We start from the raw sequence: 17,065 nt of genomic DNA on the forward strand, positions 1-17,065 counted from the left end.
CATGAAGGACACCGCACACGGCACCACCCAGGGGGTCCGCAAGGGGGATGCCGCATCCGCGTCGCCGAACAGCCCGGAGCGTCTGCTGGAACGCTACCGGGCGGCGCGGGAGCGCCGGTCGGTCTGGGAAAGCCATTGGCAGGACTGCTACGACCACGCCCTGCCCAACGGGCAGCCCTTCCGCGGCGGCGGCACTCCCGGCGAGCGGCGGGTGGACCGGCTGTTCGACGGCACCGCGCCGGACGCGGTGGAGCAGCTCGCCGCCAGCCTGCTGGCCGAACTGACCCCGCCCTGGTCGCGCTGGTTCGGGCTGCAGCCCGGCCCGTCGCTGCCCGATGGGGAGCGCGACCGCGTGGCCCCGATGCTCGACCGCGCCGCCGGCATCGTGCAGGCGCATGTCGACCGTTCCAACTTCGCCGTGGAGATCCACCAAGCCTTCCTCGACCTTGTGACGGTGGGCACCGCCTGCCTGCTGATGGAGGAGGCCCCGCCGGGCGCCGCGTCCAGCCTGCGCTTCACCGCGGTGCCGCTGGCCGAGGCGGTGCTGGAGGAGGGGGCGGACGGGCGGCTGGACGGCACCTTCCGGTGCAGCGAGGCGACGCTGGCCCAGATCGAGCGCCGCTTTCCCGGCGTGACCATCCCGGACGAAGTGCGCGAACGCGGCGCCGCGGAGCCGGACAGCCGCTTTCCGCTGGTCGAGGCGGTGCTGCCGGACGGGCTGGCCTACCGCTGGACGGTGGTGCTGGACAGCGGTCTGGCCGATCCCGCCACGCTGGCCGAGGGGCGCTTCGCGCAATCGCCGTTCATCAACTTTCGTTGGTTGAAGGCACCGGGGGAAACCTATGGCCGGTCGCCGGTCATGAAGGCGCTGCCCGACATCAAGACCGCCAACAAGGTGGTGGAGCTGGTGCTGAAGAACGCCTCCGTCGCCGTCACCGGCATCTGGCAGGCCGACGACGACGGGGTGCTGAACCCCGCCACCATCCGGCTGGTGCCGGGGACGATCATCCCCAAGGCGGTGGGGTCGGCCGGGCTGACGCCGCTCGCCAACCCCGGCCGGTTCGACGTGTCGCAGCTCGTGCTCGACGACCTGCGGGCGCGCATCCGCCACGCGCTGCTGGCCGACCGGCTGGGGCCGTTGGACCAGCCGCGCATGACCGCGACCGAGGTGGTCGAACGCTCCGCCGAGATGGCCCGGCTGCTCGGCGCGACCTACGGGCGGCTCCAGGCGGAGCTGTTGACCCCGCTGGTGCTGCGCGCCGTCGGCATCCTGCGCCGCCGCGGCGAGATCCCGGACATCGCGGTGGATGGGCGCACGGTGGCGCTGCAACACCGCTCCCCGCTGGCCCAGGCGCAGGCGCAGCGCGACGTCCAGGCGACGCTGCGTTGGCTGGACACCGCCCGCCAGCTCGGCCCGGAGGCGCTGTCCGCGGTGGACGTCGCGGCGACCGCGCGCTGGCTGGGCGAGGCCTTCGGCGTGCCCGCCAAGCTGGTGCGGGCGGAGGCGCCCCATGGCTGATCCGGCGGAGTGGAACAATGGCGGCTGGGCTTGGCTGGATGGAGCCTCGTTCGCCGAGGCCGTTCCGGCCGGTGATCCGGCGCCCAGCTTCGCCCGCTGCTTCGCCGGGCCGGACGGGGCGCGGGTGCTGGCCACGCTGACGGCGATGACGCTCGAACGCACGCTCGGTCCCGACGCCTCCGACGCCGCGCTGCGCGACCTGGAAGGCCAACGCCGTCTGGTCGCCCTCATTCTCGCCCTGACCGCCCGTGGGCAGGGTGCCTGATTCTTTCATCGTATAAGGAGCTATCCATGGCCGAGAACCTGCTGACGTCGACCGTTCCCGGCGCCCCGCCCGCGGTGCCCGAGAAGTTCCGCGACCCGGAAACCGGTGCGGTGCGCGTGGAGGCGCTGCTGAAATCCTATCTGGAGCTGGAGCGCAAGCTGTCCGCTCCCGCCCCCGCCTCTGGTGATGGCGAGCGGCCCGGCCTGCTGGTGGCGTCGGGTGTGCCCGATGGGCCGGAGGGCTATTGCATCGCCTGCGACCACGGGCTGTTCGAGCCGGATCCGGCGATCAACGGCCGCCTGCACGGCGCCGGCTTCACGCCGGAGCAGGCGCAGCTCGTCTACGACCTCGCCGCCGAGCGGCTGGTCCCGCTGATCCAGGAACTGGCCGCCGAGTTCCAGGCGGAACGCGAGGTCGAACGGTTGTCCGCCCAGTTCGGCGGGGCCGAGCGCTGGCGGGAGGTGTCGCGGCAACTCCACGCCTGGGCGGTGAAGAACCTGCCGCCGGCGGCGGTGGAGGGGCTGTCGACCACCTATGAAGGGGTGATGGCGCTTCACCGGATGATGACCGGTGGCGAGCCAGCCGCCCTGTCGATGCCGGCCGGCGCGCCGTCCGCCGGAGGGGAGGCGGAACTGCAGGCGCTGATGCGCGACCCCCGCTATTGGCGGGACCGCGACCCGGCGGTGGTGTCGAAGGTGACCGACGGGTTCCGGCGCCTTTATCCCACCGCCTGAGCCTGTGGACCGTTGGCGCGGCGTGGCATTGCGCGGCCTCTCGGGAGGGTTTTGCGAAGCCACGCCGCGCCGGATGGGCAAAATGTCGCAGACGGATTGAAAAAGACGCAGGGGGGACGGGGCAGGCAACTTGGCCGTTGCGTGTTTGAAATAAAAAAGCGACGCTTTCGCGCAGAATGACAACCGGCCGGAAGCACAGGCCGGGTGCGACGATTGCCGCCGGAACCGTGATGACGCTGCGCCGCAAGATCCGTTGGCTGACCTGGATCGGCCTGATCGGCTGCCTCATGGCGGCAATCCCTGCGCTTTACCTGCTGCGCAGCGGTCTGATCACGGAGCGGGGACGGCTGACCCACGCGTTGGTCGGGTCGGCCCACGCCATGCTTGGCGAGATCAACGCGGCCATCGAGGCGGGCGCCCTGCCGCGGGACGAAGGCCAGGGGCAGGCGCGGCTGGCTCTGCGGGCGCTGGGGCGCGATCCCTTCCATGTCAGCGTCTTCACCGATGGGCGCGTGCCCGAGGGCTGGATGGACGAGGGGCATTCGGTCCGGGCCAGCCTGACCTTCGAGCCCTGGGGCTGGGCCATCGCGGCGGCCAGCGGGACCGACGACCTCGACCGCGAATTCGCCATGGAGGCCTTGGCCTTCGTCCTGTTCATCGCCGTTCTGCTGGTGCTGAGCTGGCCGCTGTCGGTGTTCCTGTCGCAGCATGTGCTGGGTCCCATCGAGGCGCTGTCGGAGCGGATGGAGCGGCTGACCGAAGGACAGACCGGCATCGACATCCCCGGCCGCGACCGCAAGGACGAGTTCGGCGCCATGGCCCGCGCCATGGACTATTTCCGGCAGGCCGCCGAGGCGCTGATCGTGCGCGACGAGCGGCTGTTCGGCATCATGAACAACATCGGCGAAGCCATCGTGCTGGTCGGCGAGGACGGTCTGGTCGAGGAGTACAACCCCGCCGCCGTCGCGCTGTTCGGCGTGCCCGCGGAGCGGCTCGACGGCCATCGCTTCGCCGACCTGTTCGCCGAGGAGGACCGCGAGCGGGTCGCCCGGCTGCTCGGGCCGGGGCTTGGGCTGGGGACGCCGGGCGGGGACTGCGCGGCGGGAACGGGCACCAGCGGCCGCACGGAGCGCGCCGAGGAGCTGGCGATCGAGCGGGAGGACGGGCGGATCGACGCCTCGCTCTCCCTATCCTGCCTGGACGTGCAGGGGCGGCGCAGCTACGTCTGCGCGCTGGCCGACATGACCGAGCGGATGCGTCACGAACGGGAACTGCTGCGCCTCGCCACGCGCGACCGGCTGACCGGCCTGCCGAACCGCGCCCTGATCGAGTCGCTGCTCGACACCTCCATCGAGCGGGCGCGGCGCCATGGCCGCCGCTTCGCGGTTCTGTGCCTGGATCTGTCGCGCTTCAAGCTGATCACCGACACGCTGGGCCACCACGCCGGGGACCTGCTGCTGCAGGAGGTCGCCTCGCGGATCGTCGTCACGGTGCGGGCCAGCGACACGGTGGGGCGCATCGGCACCGACGACTTCGCGGTGATCCTCGACGAGGTGGGCGAGGCGAAGGAGGCGGAGATCGCCGCCCAGCGCATCCTTGCGGCCTTCGACGAGCCGGTGCTGCTGATGGGCACGGAACATTACGTCCGCCCGTCCATCGGCATCGCCCTGTTCCCCGACCATGCCGACAGCGCGCAGGAACTGATCCGCTCCGCCGACACGGCGCTCTATGCGGCCAAGCGGGCCGGCGGCAAGCGCCACGCCTTCTTCCGCAAGGAGCTGGCCGACCAGGCGCACCGCCATCTGGCGCTGGACCGCGACCTGCGGGCGGCGCTGGCGCGCGGGGAGTTCCAGCTCCACTACCAGCCCAAGGTGTCGCTGATCGACCAAGCGCTGGAAGGGTTCGAGGCGCTTCTGCGCTGGGACAAGCCCGGCTTCGGCATGATCCCGCCCGGCGAGTTCATCCCGGTCGCCGAGGACACCGGCTTCATCGTGCCGCTCGGCGACTGGGTGCTGGACGAGGCCTGCCGGCAGTTGCGGGAGTGGATCGACCGCGGGCTGGAGCCGGTGCCGGTGGCCGTCAACATCTCGCCGCGCCACCTGCGCCAGCGCTCCGCCGAGGATTTCCGCCGGATCATCGATCGCCACCGCCTGTCGCCCGATCTGGTCGAGCTGGAGATCACCGAGGGCGCGGTGATGCAGGACATGGACCACGCCCTGTCCGTCCTGGCCGCGCTGAAGGCCATGGGCATCCGCGTGGCGGTGGACGATTTCGGCACCGGCCATTCCTCGCTGAGCTACCTGAAGCGGCTGCCGGTGACGACGCTGAAGATCGACCGCTCCTTCGTGAACGGCGTGCCGAGCGAGCGGGAGGACAACGGCATCGTCTCCACCATCATCGCCATGGCCGACATGCTGGGGCTGGATGTGGTGGCGGAGGGGGTGGAGAAGCAGGAGCAGGCCAATTTCCTGCGCCACCACAACTGCACCCTGGTCCAGGGCTGGCTGACCGGGCGCCCGGTTCCCGCCGGTCAGGCCGCCGATCTGCTGGCCATGCGCCTGCGCCGGTCGGCGTGAAATCCGGAAGAACCGGGGGCCGTCGCCCCCGGTCCGTCCTCCCGATTCGGCCCTGACGTCAGCGCAGCGCGCCCTTGACGTCCTCGTACTTGTCCTTCTGCCAGGACTCCAGGCCCTTGAGGTCGTTCTCCGTCATGTCGACGGTCAGACGCTTGCCCTTCATGTGCAGCCGCTCCAGCGGCAGGACGACGTCCCTGTCGCTGATGTCGGCGATGTGATCGACATCGATCACCGCGAAGGTCTGGCCGCCCTTGCGGACGATGCCCTCGATCTCGGCGATGTCCTTGCCGTCGCTGCCGTAGACGTCCTTCCCCTTGAGCTGGGCCGCGGTCATCTTCGCAACCGCCGGGTCGAGCGAACCGTGGGTGGCGGCGACCTGCCCGGTCGCCTTGTTGCTCGGGACCTCCTTGGCGGTGGTTGCGGACGTGCTTTCGGCCAGGGCCGGCGTGGCGAGCAGAAGCGCGGCGACGCCACAGGCGGTGATGATCGTCTTCATGAAGCGTATTCCTTTTTTATGCCGTGTTTTCGGGCCGTTGAGGCCAACCAATCAACAGCGTGGCTCCGGGGGATATTCCGTTCCCCGAGGGGGTACCGCGGTAAGGGAATGGCTGTTCGACAAAGGAAAATATTCTTGACATGGCAGGGCGATTGTCCTAGAAACGGACTTGCCAACGCCCGTCGTGCGTCCCCTCACGCGACGGGCCGCGGCATCCCGAACCTCCCTCCATGCCTGTCCTGAAAGGGGCTGACCGGACAACCGAAAGGCCCGGCCAGCCCCTTTCTTTTTTCGCGCTTCGCCCGCGGCCGGGCGCGCGTCCCCTCGTCCTTTTCCGGGATCGGGCGCGCCTGACAACCGGGTGGCGGAATGCTTCCCGCCGGACGGGACCCCCGCAGAACGCGAAAGGAATATAATCCGATGTCAACCTCGGTCGCCCAGGCTTTCGTCAAACAGTTCGAACGCGAAGTGCACGACGCCTACCAGCGCATGGGCTCCAAGCTGCGCAACACGGTGCGCACGAAGAACAACGTCCAGGGCGCCTCCACCGTCTTCCAGAAGGTCGGCAAGGGCACCGCGTCGACCAAGGCGCGCCACGGCGCGGTTCCGGTGATGAACCTGGACCACACGCCGGTCGAATGCACCCTCTACGACTTCTACGCCGGCGACTGGGTCGACCGGCTGGACGAGCTGAAGACCAACATCGACGAGCGGCAGATCATCGCCAGCGCCGGCGCCTACGCGCTGGGCCGCAAGACCGACGAACTCATCCTGGGCGAGTTGAACCGGTCCACCAACTACGCGGGCGGCTCCGGCGACGGGCTGACCAAGGCGAAGGTGCTGACGGCCTTCGAGAAGCTGGGCGAGTCCGACGTGCCGGACGACGGCCAGCGCTACGCCGTCGTCGGCTGGAAGCAGTGGAGCCAGCTCCTGGGCATCGATGAGTTCGCCAGCACCGAATATGTCGGCGCCGACGAGCTGCCCTGGCGCGGCACCCAGGCCAAGCGCTGGCTGGGCACGCTGTGGATGCCCCATTCCGGCCTGAAGGCCGAGGGCAGCGTGCGGCTGTGCCACTGGTACCACAAGACGGCCGTCGGCCACGCTTCCGGCGCCGACGTGAAGACGGACATCTCGTGGCACGGCGATCGGGCCGCGCATTTCGTGAACAACATGATGTCGCAGGGCGCCGGCCTGATCGACGCGGCGGGCGTCGTCACCATGCGCTGCCTGGAAGCCTGACGCCCTCCCTGCCGACGATCGAAACGGAGTTTTCCCCATGGCCTATCTTCCGAAGGACCTGAGTGTCCTTGCCTACGCCAACGGCTTCACCCTGTGGCACTACACGACGCCGGACGCCGCCGCGGCGGTGGACAACAGCGGCTATTTCAACGGCGCGTCCGACCTGCTGCGCAGCGGCGACATGATCCTGGCCAACACCGGCACCGCCGGGACGCCCGCCGCCGGCGTCTTCGTGGTCGCCGCCAACGCGGCGGGGGTGGTGGACGTCACCAACCTGTCGCCCTTCGGCGCGTCCAACACGGACTGACGGGTTCCCTTCAATGTTCCCTCTCCCCTCCGGGGAGAGGGTCAGGGTGAGGGGGATGCGCGTTTGCCGAACGTTTTCGCCACGCACATCCCCCTCACCGGCCCTGCGGGCCACCCTCTCCCCAGAGGGGAGAGGGCTATGGAAGCTCGTCTCCCTCTGATCCGAAGGATCGATCCCATGGCATTGACGGCTATCGGGCTGTGCAGCCGCGCGCTCATCAAGATCGGGGCGACGGCGATCACCGCCTTCGACGAGGGCACCGCCGAGGCGGAGGTCGCGGGGGCGCTCTTTGAGCCGGCGCGCGACGCGCTGCTCTCCGCCAACGCCTGGAGCTTCGCCACCCGGCAGGCGCGGCTGGCGCGGCTGGCCGACGACCCGGTCGCCGATTACGGCGTGGCGTTCCAGCTTCCCGCCGATTTCCTGCGCGCGCTCGGCGCCGGGTCGGGCGGGCGGGGCCGCGGTCTCGACTACCGCATCGCCGGGCGGGCGCTGCACGCGGCGTCCGACGCGGTGGTGCTGACCTATGTCGGACGTCCGGCGGAGGAGGACTTTCCCGCCTTCTTCGACCAGGCGCTGATCGCCCGGCTGGCCGCTGAGTTCTGCATTCCGCTGACCGAGAGCACGAGCCGGGCGGAGCTGCTGCAGCGGCTGGCCGAGAGCGAGTTCCGCCGCGCCCGCCAGATCGACGCCCTGCAGGACAGCCAGCCGGGCTTCGAGGATTTCACCCTGATCGACGCGAGGGGCTGATGGCGCGGGTTCGTCAGGTGAAGACCAACTTCACGGCGGGGGAGATTTCCCGCCGGCTGCTCGGGCGCGGCGACCTGCGCGCCTACGACAATGGGGCGCTGGCGCTGCGCAACCTGTTCATCCACCCGACCGGCGGCGTGACGCGCCGCTCCGGCCTCGCCTTCGTCGATCCGGCCCGCGGCGACGGGCGGCTGGTCGCCTTCGAGTTCAACACGGAGCAGACCTATCTGCTGGTCTTTTCCGAGGGGCGGATCGACGTCTACGGCAACGACACGCCCATCGCCAGCGTGGAGGCCCCCTGGACCGCCGCCCAGCTGGCCCAGATCACCTGGACGCAGAGCGCCGACACGCTGCTGGTCTGCCACCCCGACGTGCCGCCGCGCAAGCTGACCCGCAGCGGCGCCGACGCCTGGGCGCTGAGCGGCTGGAGCTACGTCGCGGACGGGGAGCGGGTGGCGATGCCCTTCTACCGCTTCGCCGACCCGGCCGTGACGCTGACCCCGTCGGGCACCGACGGGCTGGTGACGGTGACCGCCTCCGCCGCGGCCTTCGACCCGAAGCAGGAGGGAACCCGACTGCGCATCCAGGGCAAACAGCTCCGCGTCGAGGGGGTGGTCTCGGCGACGCAGGTCACCGCAACGGTGCTGGAGACGCTGGCCGGAACCGCCGCGACGACGGCCTGGGACGAACAGTCCTTCTCGCCGCTGCGCGGCTGGCCGGTGTCGGCGGCCTTCCACCAGGACCGGCTGGTCATCGGCGGGTCGCGCGACCTGCCCAACCGGCTGTGGCTGTCGCGCTCCGCCGACCTGTGGAACTTCGACCTGGGAACCGGGCAGGACGACGAGGCCATCGAGTTCGGCATCCTGTCCGATCAGGTGAACGCGGTGCGCGCCGTCTTCTCCGGGCGGCATCTCCAGGTCTTCACCTCGGGCGCCGAATACATGGTGTCGGGCGATCCGCTGACCCCGCAGAACATCCAGGTCCACCGGCAGACGCGCATCGGCTCGCCCGTCGACCGCTCCGTGCCGCCGCGCGATGTGGACGGGGCCACCCTGTTCGTGTCGCGCAACGGGCGGGAGATCCGCGAATTCCTCTACACCGACACCGAGGCCGCCTATCAGGCCAACGATCTGGCGCTGCTGGCCCGCCATCTGGTGGTGAAGCCGCGCGACCAGGACTACGACCAGGGCCGCCGGCTGATGTTCGTGGTGATGGAGGACGGCGCGCTGTGCGCCCTGACCGTCTACCGCCTGGAGCAGGTGACCGCCTGGACCCGGCTGGAGACGGACGGGGCGGTGCGCTCCGTTGCGGTGGTCGGGGACGAGGTCTACGCGCTGGTCGATCGCGCCGGGCGGTGGAGCGTGGAGCGCTTCGACGACGGGCTGAATCTCGACGCCGCCCTGGTCGGCGACCACGAGGCCCCGACCGCGGTGTGGAGCGGGCTGGACCATCTGGAGGGGCGCACCGTCGCGGTGGTCGCCGACGGGACGGTCCGCGCCGACGCCACCGTCGCCGCCGGCAAGATCGTGCTCGACCCGCCGGCCCGCCACGTCGAGGCCGGGCTGCCCTACAGCCACCGCATTGAGCCGCTGCCGGTCAGCCTGCTTGGGCAGGCGGGCGGAACCGACGCGGTGCGGCTGGTCTCCGTCGGCTTCCGGCTGGAGGAAACGGCGGCGCTCCACGCCGACCTGGGGCGCGGCCTTCAGGAGCTGCCGCTGCACCGGACGGGGCCACAGCCGACGGGCGGCGTTCCGGCGCTGGTCTCCGGCGACCGCAAGCTGCGGGCGCTGGGCTGGCGGCGCGACAGCGACCGGCCGCTGTGGAGCATCCGGCAGGACGCGCCGCTGCCCTTCACGCTTTTGTCCGTAACCATGGAACTGAGGGTGAACGACTGATGGGCGGAATCACGACCCTGGCCATGACGGCTCTGCCGCTGGCGAACTCCGTCGCCGACACGGTGGACCGCGTCTCCGGCACCTCGGACAGCGCACGCCGGCAGCAGGCCGCCGACGAGCGCCGATACGCCCAGCAGGCGGAGCAGCAGCGCTTGCAATGGCAGCGCGAGGACGAACTGCGGCGCCAGGACCAGGAGCTTCAGCGCCAGAAGGAGGAGCAGGCCCGCGCTGAGGCGGAGCGGCAGCGCAGCCGCGAGATGGACTGGCTGGCGCAGAGCCAGAATCTTGCCGCCCAGCAGCTCCGCACCGGGCAGGCCGCCACGCTGGCCGATAAGGAAGGGGACGCCCGCACGCGGCTGGCCCAGATGTCCGCCGCCGCGCAATCCGACGAGCGGCGGCGTGTGGACGTCCTGCGCCGCACCGTGGCGCGCACCCGCGCGACGCTCGGCTCCAACGGGGTCAGCGCGGCGGACGGCTCGGGCGAGGCGATCCTGCTCGGTGTCGTCAAGGACAGCGCCGCGGAGCGCGGGGAGGCGGAGGGTGCCGACCGGCTGAAGCGCGAGGCCATCCAGCAGGAAGTCGACAGCGTGCGCCGCCGCAACCTGCTGGAACAGGCGCAGCTCGCCGAGCGCCAGCGGCTGGAGTTCATGAGCCGCTTCTACTGACTCTTCCGCCCCGCCGAATCTTATCGTTCTACGCAGCAGGAGGGGCGCACCCATGCCCAGCGCAATCGACGTTCCGCGCGGCAACCCGCGCGTCCAGTATCTTGCCGACGGCGTGCAGACGGATTTCACCTTTCCGTTCCCGGTCTTCGAGGACAACGACCTCCAAGTCTTCCTGGGCGCGGCGCGGCAGACCACGGGCTATGCGGTGAGCGGCGCCGGGGAGACGGCGGGCGGCACGGTGGCCTTCGCCATACCGCCGGAAGCCGGGACGCCCGTCCTGCTGCGCCGCCGCCTGCCCATCGAGCGGATGAGCGACTTCCTGGAGAGCGGGCCGTTGCCGGCCGCCAGCTTGAACCGCGAGTTCGACCAGCTGACCGCCGCGCTCCAGCAGGTGGCCGGGGACCAGGAGCTGATGCTGCGCTACACCGACACCGACCTGCCGGCCTCCAACCGCTTGCCGGAACGGACGGTGCGGGCGGGCCAGCTCCTGGCCTTCGATACGGTGGGAAATCCCATCGCACGCCCACCGGTGGACGAGGAGGCGCTGTCGACCTTCGTCGCACCCGGCGCCGGCGCGGTGCGCCGCCCGGTGCGCGAGAAGCTGGCCGACGCCCTGTCGGTGAGGGATTTCGGCGCGGTCGGCGACGGGGTCGTGGACGACACGCGGGCGATCCAGGCCGCGCTGACCAGTGCGAACGCCGTTCATGTGCCGCCGGGCACCTATCGGATCACCAACACGCTGACTGTGGGCTATGGGCAAACCTTGTATGGGGCGGGGCAAAGGTCGGTCATCGCCGGCGCCTCGGCCGCGTTCGACCTGATCCATCTGCCGGACGGCTACGCCACGGTGAGCGGCCTGCGGCTGGAGCGAGGCGACGCCGCGGTGAAGCTGTTTGGGCGGGACGGCCCCTGCGTGCACAACACGCTGAGCGACCTGACCGTCTGGGACCCGCGGGTCGGGCTGCTGTTCGACGGTTATGCCGACCCCAATTGGCCCTGTTACTGGAACATGGTGTCGCGCGTGCTGGTGGCCCGTCCGTCGCTGCACGGGGTGTGGCTGACCCGGACGGGGGAGGGCGACACGCCCAACGCCAACCGCTTTTCCATGGTGCGCGTCTATTCCCTGTCGGCGCCGATCGCCGGCTGCGGCTTCTTCGTGGAGCAGGGCAAGTACAACAACAGCTTCCAGGACTGCGAGGCCAACCTGTCGACCATGGCGCTGGCTTGCTTCCGCGTCGGCGCCAACACCGACAAGACGCTGATCCTGAATTTCTACGCGGAGTCGCTGGGCGGCGTACCGAATGTGCAGCTCGACGCCGGGTCGGTGGAAACGGCCATCGTCAACCTGCTGTCGATGTCCGCCGGCCCGGCCATCCACGACCTGTCGGGCGGCCGCTACACGGCGGTGAACGCCGGCTATCCGGAAAAGAACCGGCTGGGGCGCAGCCGCGTCTCCGAACTGGTCGTCGAGGCCCTGCGCTACGACACCGAGTATGTGGAGCCGCAGGCCGGCGGGGTGGTCGTGCTGGACCTGACCAGTTCCGTCTATCTGGTCAGCGCCTACAGCGGCGACGTGGAGCTTCGGCTGCCGGCGGCGGGGGCGGCCAATGGCCATGCGGTGACGCTGAAGCGGACGGACGCCTCCCTCCACCGCCTGACCATCACCGAGGAGGGCGGGCCGGGACCGGACGGCCGGACGGTGGCGTTGGGCAACCGCTACGACTTCGTGACCATCGTCTCGAACGGGGCCGGCTGGTGGGTGGTGGCTGGCAACAATCGGCCGGGCAACGCCTATTTTCACGACCGGCCGGGCCTGTTCGAGCCGGACCTGAATCAGGCGCTGTATCTGGTCAGCGCCTTCAATGGCGCGGTCACGGTGCGGCTGCCGCAGGCGGGGGCGCTGCACGCGGTCGGACGCACGGTGACGGTCAAGAAGGCCGACGTGTCGGGCAACCCGGTCACCGTCACCGTGCAGGGCGGCAGTGGGCCGGACAACGCTCCGGTGACCCTGGGCGCCACCGGCAGTGCGGTCACGGCGATGTCCAACGGCGCCGGCTGGCACATTCTGGGACGGGTGGTGTGATGGAGGCGGCGGAAACGCGCAAGAAGGGCTTCTTCGCCTTCGTCCAGGATTGGAACCGGCAATCGGAGCTGACCACCCCCCGCCACCATCTGCAGATCGCTGCGTGGCTGGAACGGCAAGCCGTCGGAGTCGGGTCTTTTGGCATCGGGCCGCGCCTTCTGCTGATGGCCTTCCGCGGGGCGGGCAAGTCGTCCATCGTCGGCCTGTTCGCGGCCTGGATGCTCTACCAGGACCCCAACCGGCGGCTGCTCGTCCTGGCGGCGGACCTGAAGCTGGCCAAGAAGATGGTGCGCAACGTCAAGCGCATCATCGAGCGCCATCCCGACACCCGCGGCCTGAAGCCCCCGGCGAAGGAGCGCGACCAGTGGGCGGCCGACCAGTTCACCGTGGTGCGGGCTCAGGAGTTGCGCGACCCCTCCATGGTGGCGGCGGGTGTGGGTGGCAACATCACGGGCAGCCGCGCCGACGTGGTGATCTGCGACGACGTCGAGGTGCCGCGCACCTCCGGCAGTCCGGGCAAGCGCGCCGACCTGCGCGAGAGGCTGGCGGAGATCGACTATCTGCTGGTGCCGGGCGGGGTGCAGCTCTATGTCGGGACGCCGCACAGCTACTACTCCATCTACGCGGAGGAGCCGCGGGCGGAGGCGGGCGAGACGCGGCCTTTCCTGGACGGCTTCGCGCGGCTGGTCCTGCCGGTCTACACCGACGGCCCGGACGGCCGGCGCCGCTACGCCTGGCCGCAGCGCTTCGGCGAGGCCCACGTCAACCGCATCCGCAAGACGACCGGCCCCAACAAGTTCACCAGCCAGATGCTGCTGCAGCCGGTCAACGAGGCGGAAGGGTTCCTCGACCCCGACCGGCTGGGCCGCTACGACGGCGAGCTGGACTACCGGGAGTCGGCGGGGCGGGCGGTGCTGACGCTGAACGGCCTGCGCATGGCCTCGGCCTCCTGCTGGTGGGACCCGGCCTTCGCGCGGCCGGCGGCGGAGGGCGGCAAGCCCGGCGATTCCAGCGTTGTCGCCGCGGTGTTCGGCGGGGAGGACGGGCGCTTCTATCTGCACCGCGTGCTCTACCTGTCGGTGGACCCCGGCGATCCGGACACCGAGGCGGAGCAGCAATGCCTCCAGGTCGCCCGCTTCCTGGAGCGGCACCACCTGCCGGCGGTGCATGTGGAGATCAACGGCATTGGGCGCTTCCTGCCCGGCCTGCTTCGCAAGGCGCTGCGCACGGAGAAGGTCGCCGCCGCCGTGGTCGAGGAGGCCAGCCGCCGCGCCAAGGCGCTGCGCATCCGCGAGGCGTTCGACGCGCTGCTGGCTGACCGTCGGCTGCTCGCCCACGCCGCGGTGTGGGAGACGCCCTTCATCCGCGAGATGCGCGAATGGTCGCCGGACGCACGCTACGCCGGCCGCGACGACGGGCTGGACGCGGTGGCCGGCGCGCTGTCCTGCGAGCCCTTCCGCTTCGACCGCCAGCCGCTGCCGGGCCGCAAGCCGGACTGGCGCGCCGTTGCGGCGCCGCCCCCGGTTGAGGAATGGGACGTGTGACCATTCCCGCGAAGTCCCGTGGTTCGACGGGCCGCCTTCCCTGACCGGAGGGCGGCCCTTTCTTTTGCCTTTTTCCTTGGAGAACGGAGATGCAGGAGTCCATCGACCTGTCCTGGTGGATCACGGCGGTCGAGTTGCCGGTGATGGGCGGGCTGTTCTGGCTGATCGCGCGGCTGCGCCGGGATGCCGAAACCGCGCTGGAGACGGTGCGGGCGCGCGCCGATACCGCCCAATTGCAGGTGCGTGAGAGCTTGGCCGCCTACAAGCTGGAGGTCGCCAAGACCTATGTCTCGGTCGCGACGCTGAAGGATGTGGAGCGGCGGCTGACCGACCATCTGCTGCGCATCGAGACCAAGCTGGAGAACGGCTGCGCGCCGCTCGTCCAGCCCTACGCCCCGCCCTACGGCGACGGGGGCCGCCGATGAGGCCGCGTGTCCTGAAGCCGGAACCCGGACCGGTGGCCGCGCCGCAGGGGCCGGCCGCCGATGCGCCTGGCCAAGCCGTCGACACGCTCGCCCGCACCCTGTGGGGTGAGGCGCGCGGCGAGTCCGTGCGGGCCATGGAGGCGGTGGCGGCGGTCGTGATGAACCGCGTCAGCCGGGCGCGCGACCATGGCGGGTGGTGGTGGGGGAATGACGTGGTCGCCGTCTGCCGGCTGCCGGGACAGTTTCCCTGCTGGGACCCGGACGCGCCAGGACGGCTGGGGCTGCTGTCGGTCACCGCCGCGGACCCGGTCTTCGCCGCCGCCCAACGGATCGCCCGCCGCGCGGTGGCCGGTCTGCTCGACGACCCGACGGGCGGAGCGACTCACCTGCACCGGGCGGGGGCGAACCCGCAATGGGCGCAAGGGCGCAGCGTCTGTGCCGAGATCGGCGGGTTGCAGTTCTACGACGACGTCGAATGACGCCTCGTGCTGCACCGACGCCTCCGTGTCGCGTTCCGGCGGGCCGGACATCCGGGTCCGGACCGCCGCCGCGGAAGGAGAGGCTGGAACGGACCGGTCAGGCGGCTTCCTTGATCATCGCCAGATAGATCTTCCAGGCCGTCTCGACCGAGACGCCGCCGGCGCGCGACCCGGCGGCCAGCATCGCCGCCGAGGGCTTCAGCGGGACGGGCGTGCTGCTGGGCTCGACGGAGGCGGTCAGGGGGGCGCTGTCCACGCTGGACACGATCACTCCATGGATGCGCGAGTCGAGCGCGTGTTCCACCGGGTGGCGTTCCTTCACAACATTCATCGCAATCGCGTTCATGGGGCATCTCCTTGCTTGCCCATCTCTCAGCAATCCCGATGCCAACTCCGAAAAGTTGCCGAAGAAGGGGTGGATGCCCTGGAGAGTCCTTGATTTTGCGGCTTTTCCGTGTGGTCGCCGGGGTGCGATGCGGCGGAACGGCGAATTTTCCTTCTGCAAAATGTCAGGGGATTCCCAAAGCCACGTTTGCAAATTGCGAAGCAAACAGCGCAACGTCCCATTCTGAAGTTATCAACGCTCCGCCGGTTCTCCCGTTTTTGCCACGGCTGGCATTGGCGGAGGGCTTTGCGGTAAGGTCGCCCCGCCATGACTGAACGGATCATCTTTCATATGTGCCGCGCCGCGGAGTGGGAGCGGGCGCTCGCCGCCGGGGCCTACCACGGCTCGTCGCAGGATGCGGCGGACGGCTTCATCCATTTCTCCACCGGCGCCCAGGTCGAGGAAAGTGCCGCCAAGCACCGCGCCGGGCAGGACGGCCTCGTCCTGCTGACCGTGGACGGCGCCGCGCTGGGCGACGCGCTCAAGTGGGAGCCGTCGCGTGGCGGCCAGCTCTTCCCCCATCTCTACGGCCCGCTGCTGCCCGCGGCGGTGCTGCGCGCCGACCCGCTGCCGTTGGGGCCGGACGGCCGCCACCTCTTTCCGGCGACCTTCAAGGACACCACACCGTGATCGACCTGTTTCCCATCGTCGGCCCCGTCCTGCGCAGCTTCGATCCGGAGACGGCGCACGGGCTGACCATCAAGGCCCTGTCGAGCGGGCTGATGCCGCCGGTGCGGGAAAAGGACGATCCCATCCTGCGGAGCCGGGTGTTCGGCCTGGACTTTGCCAACCCGGTCGGCCTCGCCGCCGGCTTCGACAAGAACGCCGAGGTGGTCGACGCCATGCTGCGGCTGGGCTTCGGCTTCGTCGAGGCGGGCAGCGTGACCCCCCGCCCGCAGCCCGGCAACCCCAAGCCGCGCCTGTTCCGCGCGCCGGAGCAGGGGGCCGTCATCAACCGCATGGGATTCAACAACGAGGGGCTGGAGCCCTTCGCCCAACGGCTGGAGCGGCGCCTGTCCGGCGGGCGCAAGGCGCCGGGACTTGTCGGGGCCAACCTCGGCAAGAACAAGGACACGGTGGAGGCGGCCGACGATTACGTCCTCGGCGTGACCCGGGTGGCGGCTCTGGCCGACTATCTGGTCGTCAACGTGTCGTCCCCCAACACGCCGGGCCTGCGTGCGCTCCAGGGGCGCGACCCGCTGCGCACCCTGCTTGGCCGCGTTCTCGACGCCCGGTCGGCCTGCAGGCTGGCCAAGGCGCCGCCCGTCCTGCTGAAGATCGCCCCGGACCTGACCGACGAGGACAAGGCGGACATCGCCGCGGTCGCTCTGGAGTCGGGCATCGACGGGCTGATCGTCTCCAACACCACCATCGCCCGCCCGGCGGAGATCCCCGAGCCGCTGCGCGGGGAAGCCGGGGGCCTGTCCGGAAAGCCGCTCTTCGTGCCCTCAACCGCGGTCCTGCGCGAGATGTACGGGCTGACCGGCGGCAAGCTGCCGCTGGTCGGAGTCGGCGGCATCGCGTCGGGCGCCGACGCCTACGCCAAGATCCGCGCCGGCGCCTCGCTGGTGCAGCTCTATTCCGCGCTGGTCTATGCCGGGCCGGCGCTGGTTCTGGCGATCCGGCGCGACCTTGCCGCCCTGCTGCGCCGCGACGGCTTCGCCTCGCTGAGCGACGCCGTGGGGGCGGATCACCGCTGAGCGGGC

Annotated in this window: 17 protein-coding genes; 15 read left to right on the forward strand and 2 right to left on the reverse strand. The window is 70.5% G+C overall.

The window, feature by feature from the left end; translation table 11 throughout:
- Position 1 precedes the first annotated feature (1 nt).
- From ACWPXE_RS19720 to ACWPXE_RS19735, 4 genes are all read left to right on the forward strand, one after another.
- Positions 2-1,519: a portal protein gene (locus ACWPXE_RS19720; protein WP_454019126.1), complete on the forward strand. Its 1,518-nt coding sequence runs from the start codon at positions 2-4 to the stop codon at positions 1,517-1,519.
- Positions 1,512-1,784, forward strand: a complete 273-nt coding sequence (locus ACWPXE_RS19725; RefSeq protein ID WP_454019127.1) for a Bbp19 family protein — start codon at positions 1,512-1,514, stop codon at positions 1,782-1,784. Before ACWPXE_RS19720 ends, ACWPXE_RS19725 begins: the two co-directional genes overlap by 8 nt.
- A 26-nt stretch (positions 1,785-1,810) precedes the next feature.
- Positions 1,811-2,518, forward strand: coding sequence for a capsid assembly protein (locus ACWPXE_RS19730; RefSeq protein ID WP_454019128.1), 708 nt, complete (start codon positions 1,811-1,813; stop codon positions 2,516-2,518).
- Positions 2,519-2,748: 230 nt separating this feature from the next.
- The gene (locus tag ACWPXE_RS19735; RefSeq protein WP_454019129.1) at positions 2,749-5,094 is read left to right on the forward strand and encodes a putative bifunctional diguanylate cyclase/phosphodiesterase; all 2,346 of its coding nucleotides are present in this window, start codon (positions 2,749-2,751) and stop codon (positions 5,092-5,094) included.
- Between the two features lie 58 nt (positions 5,095-5,152).
- Here the strand turns inward: ACWPXE_RS19735 and ACWPXE_RS19740 are convergent, their stop codons facing one another.
- A complete protein-coding gene (locus ACWPXE_RS19740) occupies positions 5,153-5,590 on the reverse strand; it encodes a PRC-barrel domain-containing protein (RefSeq protein ID WP_454019130.1) in 438 nt (145 codons plus the stop codon).
- 420 nt (positions 5,591-6,010) lie between these two features.
- Between ACWPXE_RS19740 and ACWPXE_RS19745 the strand changes: the two genes are divergently transcribed.
- The 9 genes from ACWPXE_RS19745 (at position 6,011) to ACWPXE_RS19785 (ending at position 14,974) form a co-directional block, all read left to right on the forward strand.
- On the forward strand, positions 6,011-6,829 hold the full coding sequence (locus ACWPXE_RS19745) for a phage capsid protein (protein WP_454019131.1): 819 nt from the start codon (positions 6,011-6,013) through the stop codon (positions 6,827-6,829).
- Positions 6,830-6,866: 37 nt separating this feature from the next.
- Complete coding sequence (locus ACWPXE_RS19750) at positions 6,867-7,136, forward strand: hypothetical protein (RefSeq protein ID WP_454019132.1); 270 nt, start codon at positions 6,867-6,869, stop codon at positions 7,134-7,136.
- Positions 7,137-7,313: 177 nt separating this feature from the next.
- Complete coding sequence (locus ACWPXE_RS19755; RefSeq protein WP_454019133.1) at positions 7,314-7,883, forward strand: hypothetical protein; 570 nt, start codon at positions 7,314-7,316, stop codon at positions 7,881-7,883.
- On the forward strand, positions 7,883-9,778 hold the full coding sequence (locus tag ACWPXE_RS19760; protein ID WP_454019134.1) for a hypothetical protein: 1,896 nt from the start codon (positions 7,883-7,885) through the stop codon (positions 9,776-9,778). The genes ACWPXE_RS19755 and ACWPXE_RS19760 overlap by 1 nt, the downstream gene beginning before the upstream one ends.
- On the forward strand, positions 9,778-10,443 hold the full coding sequence (locus tag ACWPXE_RS19765) for a hypothetical protein (RefSeq protein WP_454019135.1): 666 nt from the start codon (positions 9,778-9,780) through the stop codon (positions 10,441-10,443). The genes ACWPXE_RS19760 and ACWPXE_RS19765 overlap by 1 nt, the downstream gene beginning before the upstream one ends.
- Positions 10,444-10,495: 52 nt before the next feature.
- Complete coding sequence (locus tag ACWPXE_RS19770) at positions 10,496-12,526, forward strand: glycosyl hydrolase family 28-related protein (RefSeq protein ID WP_454019136.1); 2,031 nt, start codon at positions 10,496-10,498, stop codon at positions 12,524-12,526.
- Complete coding sequence (terL, locus tag ACWPXE_RS19775) at positions 12,526-14,070, forward strand: phage terminase large subunit (RefSeq protein WP_454019137.1); 1,545 nt, start codon at positions 12,526-12,528, stop codon at positions 14,068-14,070. Before ACWPXE_RS19770 ends, terL begins: the two co-directional genes overlap by 1 nt.
- Positions 14,071-14,159: 89 nt before the next feature.
- Complete coding sequence (locus ACWPXE_RS19780; protein ID WP_454019138.1) at positions 14,160-14,495, forward strand: hypothetical protein; 336 nt, start codon at positions 14,160-14,162, stop codon at positions 14,493-14,495.
- A complete protein-coding gene (locus ACWPXE_RS19785; RefSeq protein ID WP_454019139.1) occupies positions 14,492-14,974 on the forward strand; it encodes a cell wall hydrolase in 483 nt (160 codons plus the stop codon). Before ACWPXE_RS19780 ends, ACWPXE_RS19785 begins: the two co-directional genes overlap by 4 nt.
- A gap of 97 nt (positions 14,975-15,071) precedes the next feature.
- Here ACWPXE_RS19785 and ACWPXE_RS19790 read toward each other — a convergent pair whose 3' ends face one another.
- Positions 15,072-15,320: a hypothetical protein gene (locus ACWPXE_RS19790; protein ID WP_014241509.1), complete on the reverse strand. Its 249-nt coding sequence runs from the start codon at positions 15,318-15,320 to the stop codon at positions 15,072-15,074.
- Positions 15,321-15,626: 306 nt separating this feature from the next.
- Between ACWPXE_RS19790 and ACWPXE_RS19795 the strand changes: the two genes are divergently transcribed.
- Both ACWPXE_RS19795 and ACWPXE_RS19800 read left to right on the forward strand, forming a co-directional pair.
- Positions 15,627-15,989 carry a DUF952 domain-containing protein gene (locus ACWPXE_RS19795; protein ID WP_454019140.1) on the forward strand — a complete coding sequence of 121 codons (363 nt, stop codon included), beginning with the start codon at positions 15,627-15,629 and terminating at the stop codon, positions 15,987-15,989.
- Entirely contained in the window at positions 15,986-17,059 is a 1,074-nt protein-coding gene (locus tag ACWPXE_RS19800; RefSeq protein ID WP_454019141.1) for a quinone-dependent dihydroorotate dehydrogenase, read from the forward strand. Before ACWPXE_RS19795 ends, ACWPXE_RS19800 begins: the two co-directional genes overlap by 4 nt.
- The last annotated feature ends 6 nt before the right edge of the window (positions 17,060-17,065 follow it).

The sequence above is a fragment of the Azospirillum sp. Marseille-Q6669 genome (genome assembly GCF_965111635.1).

Excerpts from the sequence above, each read along its gene's own strand:
- ACWPXE_RS19760 (WP_454019134.1), top strand. The coding sequence starts at position 7,883 with ATGGCGCGGGTTCGTCAGGTGAAGACCAACTTCACGGCGGGGGAGATT.
- ACWPXE_RS19750 (WP_454019132.1), top strand. The coding sequence starts at position 6,867 with ATGGCCTATCTTCCGAAGGACCTGAGTGTCCTTGCCTACGCCAACGGC.
- ACWPXE_RS19790 (WP_014241509.1), bottom strand. The coding sequence starts at position 15,320 with ATGAACGCGATTGCGATGAATGTTGTGAAGGAACGCCACCCGGTGGAA.
- ACWPXE_RS19720 (WP_454019126.1), top strand. The coding sequence starts at position 2 with ATGAAGGACACCGCACACGGCACCACCCAGGGGGTCCGCAAGGGGGAT.
- terL (WP_454019137.1), top strand. The coding sequence starts at position 12,526 with ATGGAGGCGGCGGAAACGCGCAAGAAGGGCTTCTTCGCCTTCGTCCAG.
- ACWPXE_RS19780 (WP_454019138.1), top strand. The coding sequence starts at position 14,160 with ATGCAGGAGTCCATCGACCTGTCCTGGTGGATCACGGCGGTCGAGTTG.
- ACWPXE_RS19755 (WP_454019133.1), top strand. The coding sequence starts at position 7,314 with ATGGCATTGACGGCTATCGGGCTGTGCAGCCGCGCGCTCATCAAGATC.
- ACWPXE_RS19745 (WP_454019131.1), top strand. The coding sequence starts at position 6,011 with ATGTCAACCTCGGTCGCCCAGGCTTTCGTCAAACAGTTCGAACGCGAA.
- ACWPXE_RS19785 (WP_454019139.1), top strand. The coding sequence starts at position 14,492 with ATGAGGCCGCGTGTCCTGAAGCCGGAACCCGGACCGGTGGCCGCGCCG.
- ACWPXE_RS19730 (WP_454019128.1), top strand. The coding sequence starts at position 1,811 with ATGGCCGAGAACCTGCTGACGTCGACCGTTCCCGGCGCCCCGCCCGCG.
- ACWPXE_RS19740 (WP_454019130.1), bottom strand. The coding sequence starts at position 5,590 with ATGAAGACGATCATCACCGCCTGTGGCGTCGCCGCGCTTCTGCTCGCC.
- ACWPXE_RS19765 (WP_454019135.1), top strand. The coding sequence starts at position 9,778 with ATGGGCGGAATCACGACCCTGGCCATGACGGCTCTGCCGCTGGCGAAC.
- ACWPXE_RS19795 (WP_454019140.1), top strand. The coding sequence starts at position 15,627 with ATGACTGAACGGATCATCTTTCATATGTGCCGCGCCGCGGAGTGGGAG.
- ACWPXE_RS19770 (WP_454019136.1), top strand. The coding sequence starts at position 10,496 with ATGCCCAGCGCAATCGACGTTCCGCGCGGCAACCCGCGCGTCCAGTAT.
- ACWPXE_RS19735 (WP_454019129.1), top strand. The coding sequence starts at position 2,749 with ATGACGCTGCGCCGCAAGATCCGTTGGCTGACCTGGATCGGCCTGATC.
- ACWPXE_RS19725 (WP_454019127.1), top strand. The coding sequence starts at position 1,512 with ATGGCTGATCCGGCGGAGTGGAACAATGGCGGCTGGGCTTGGCTGGAT.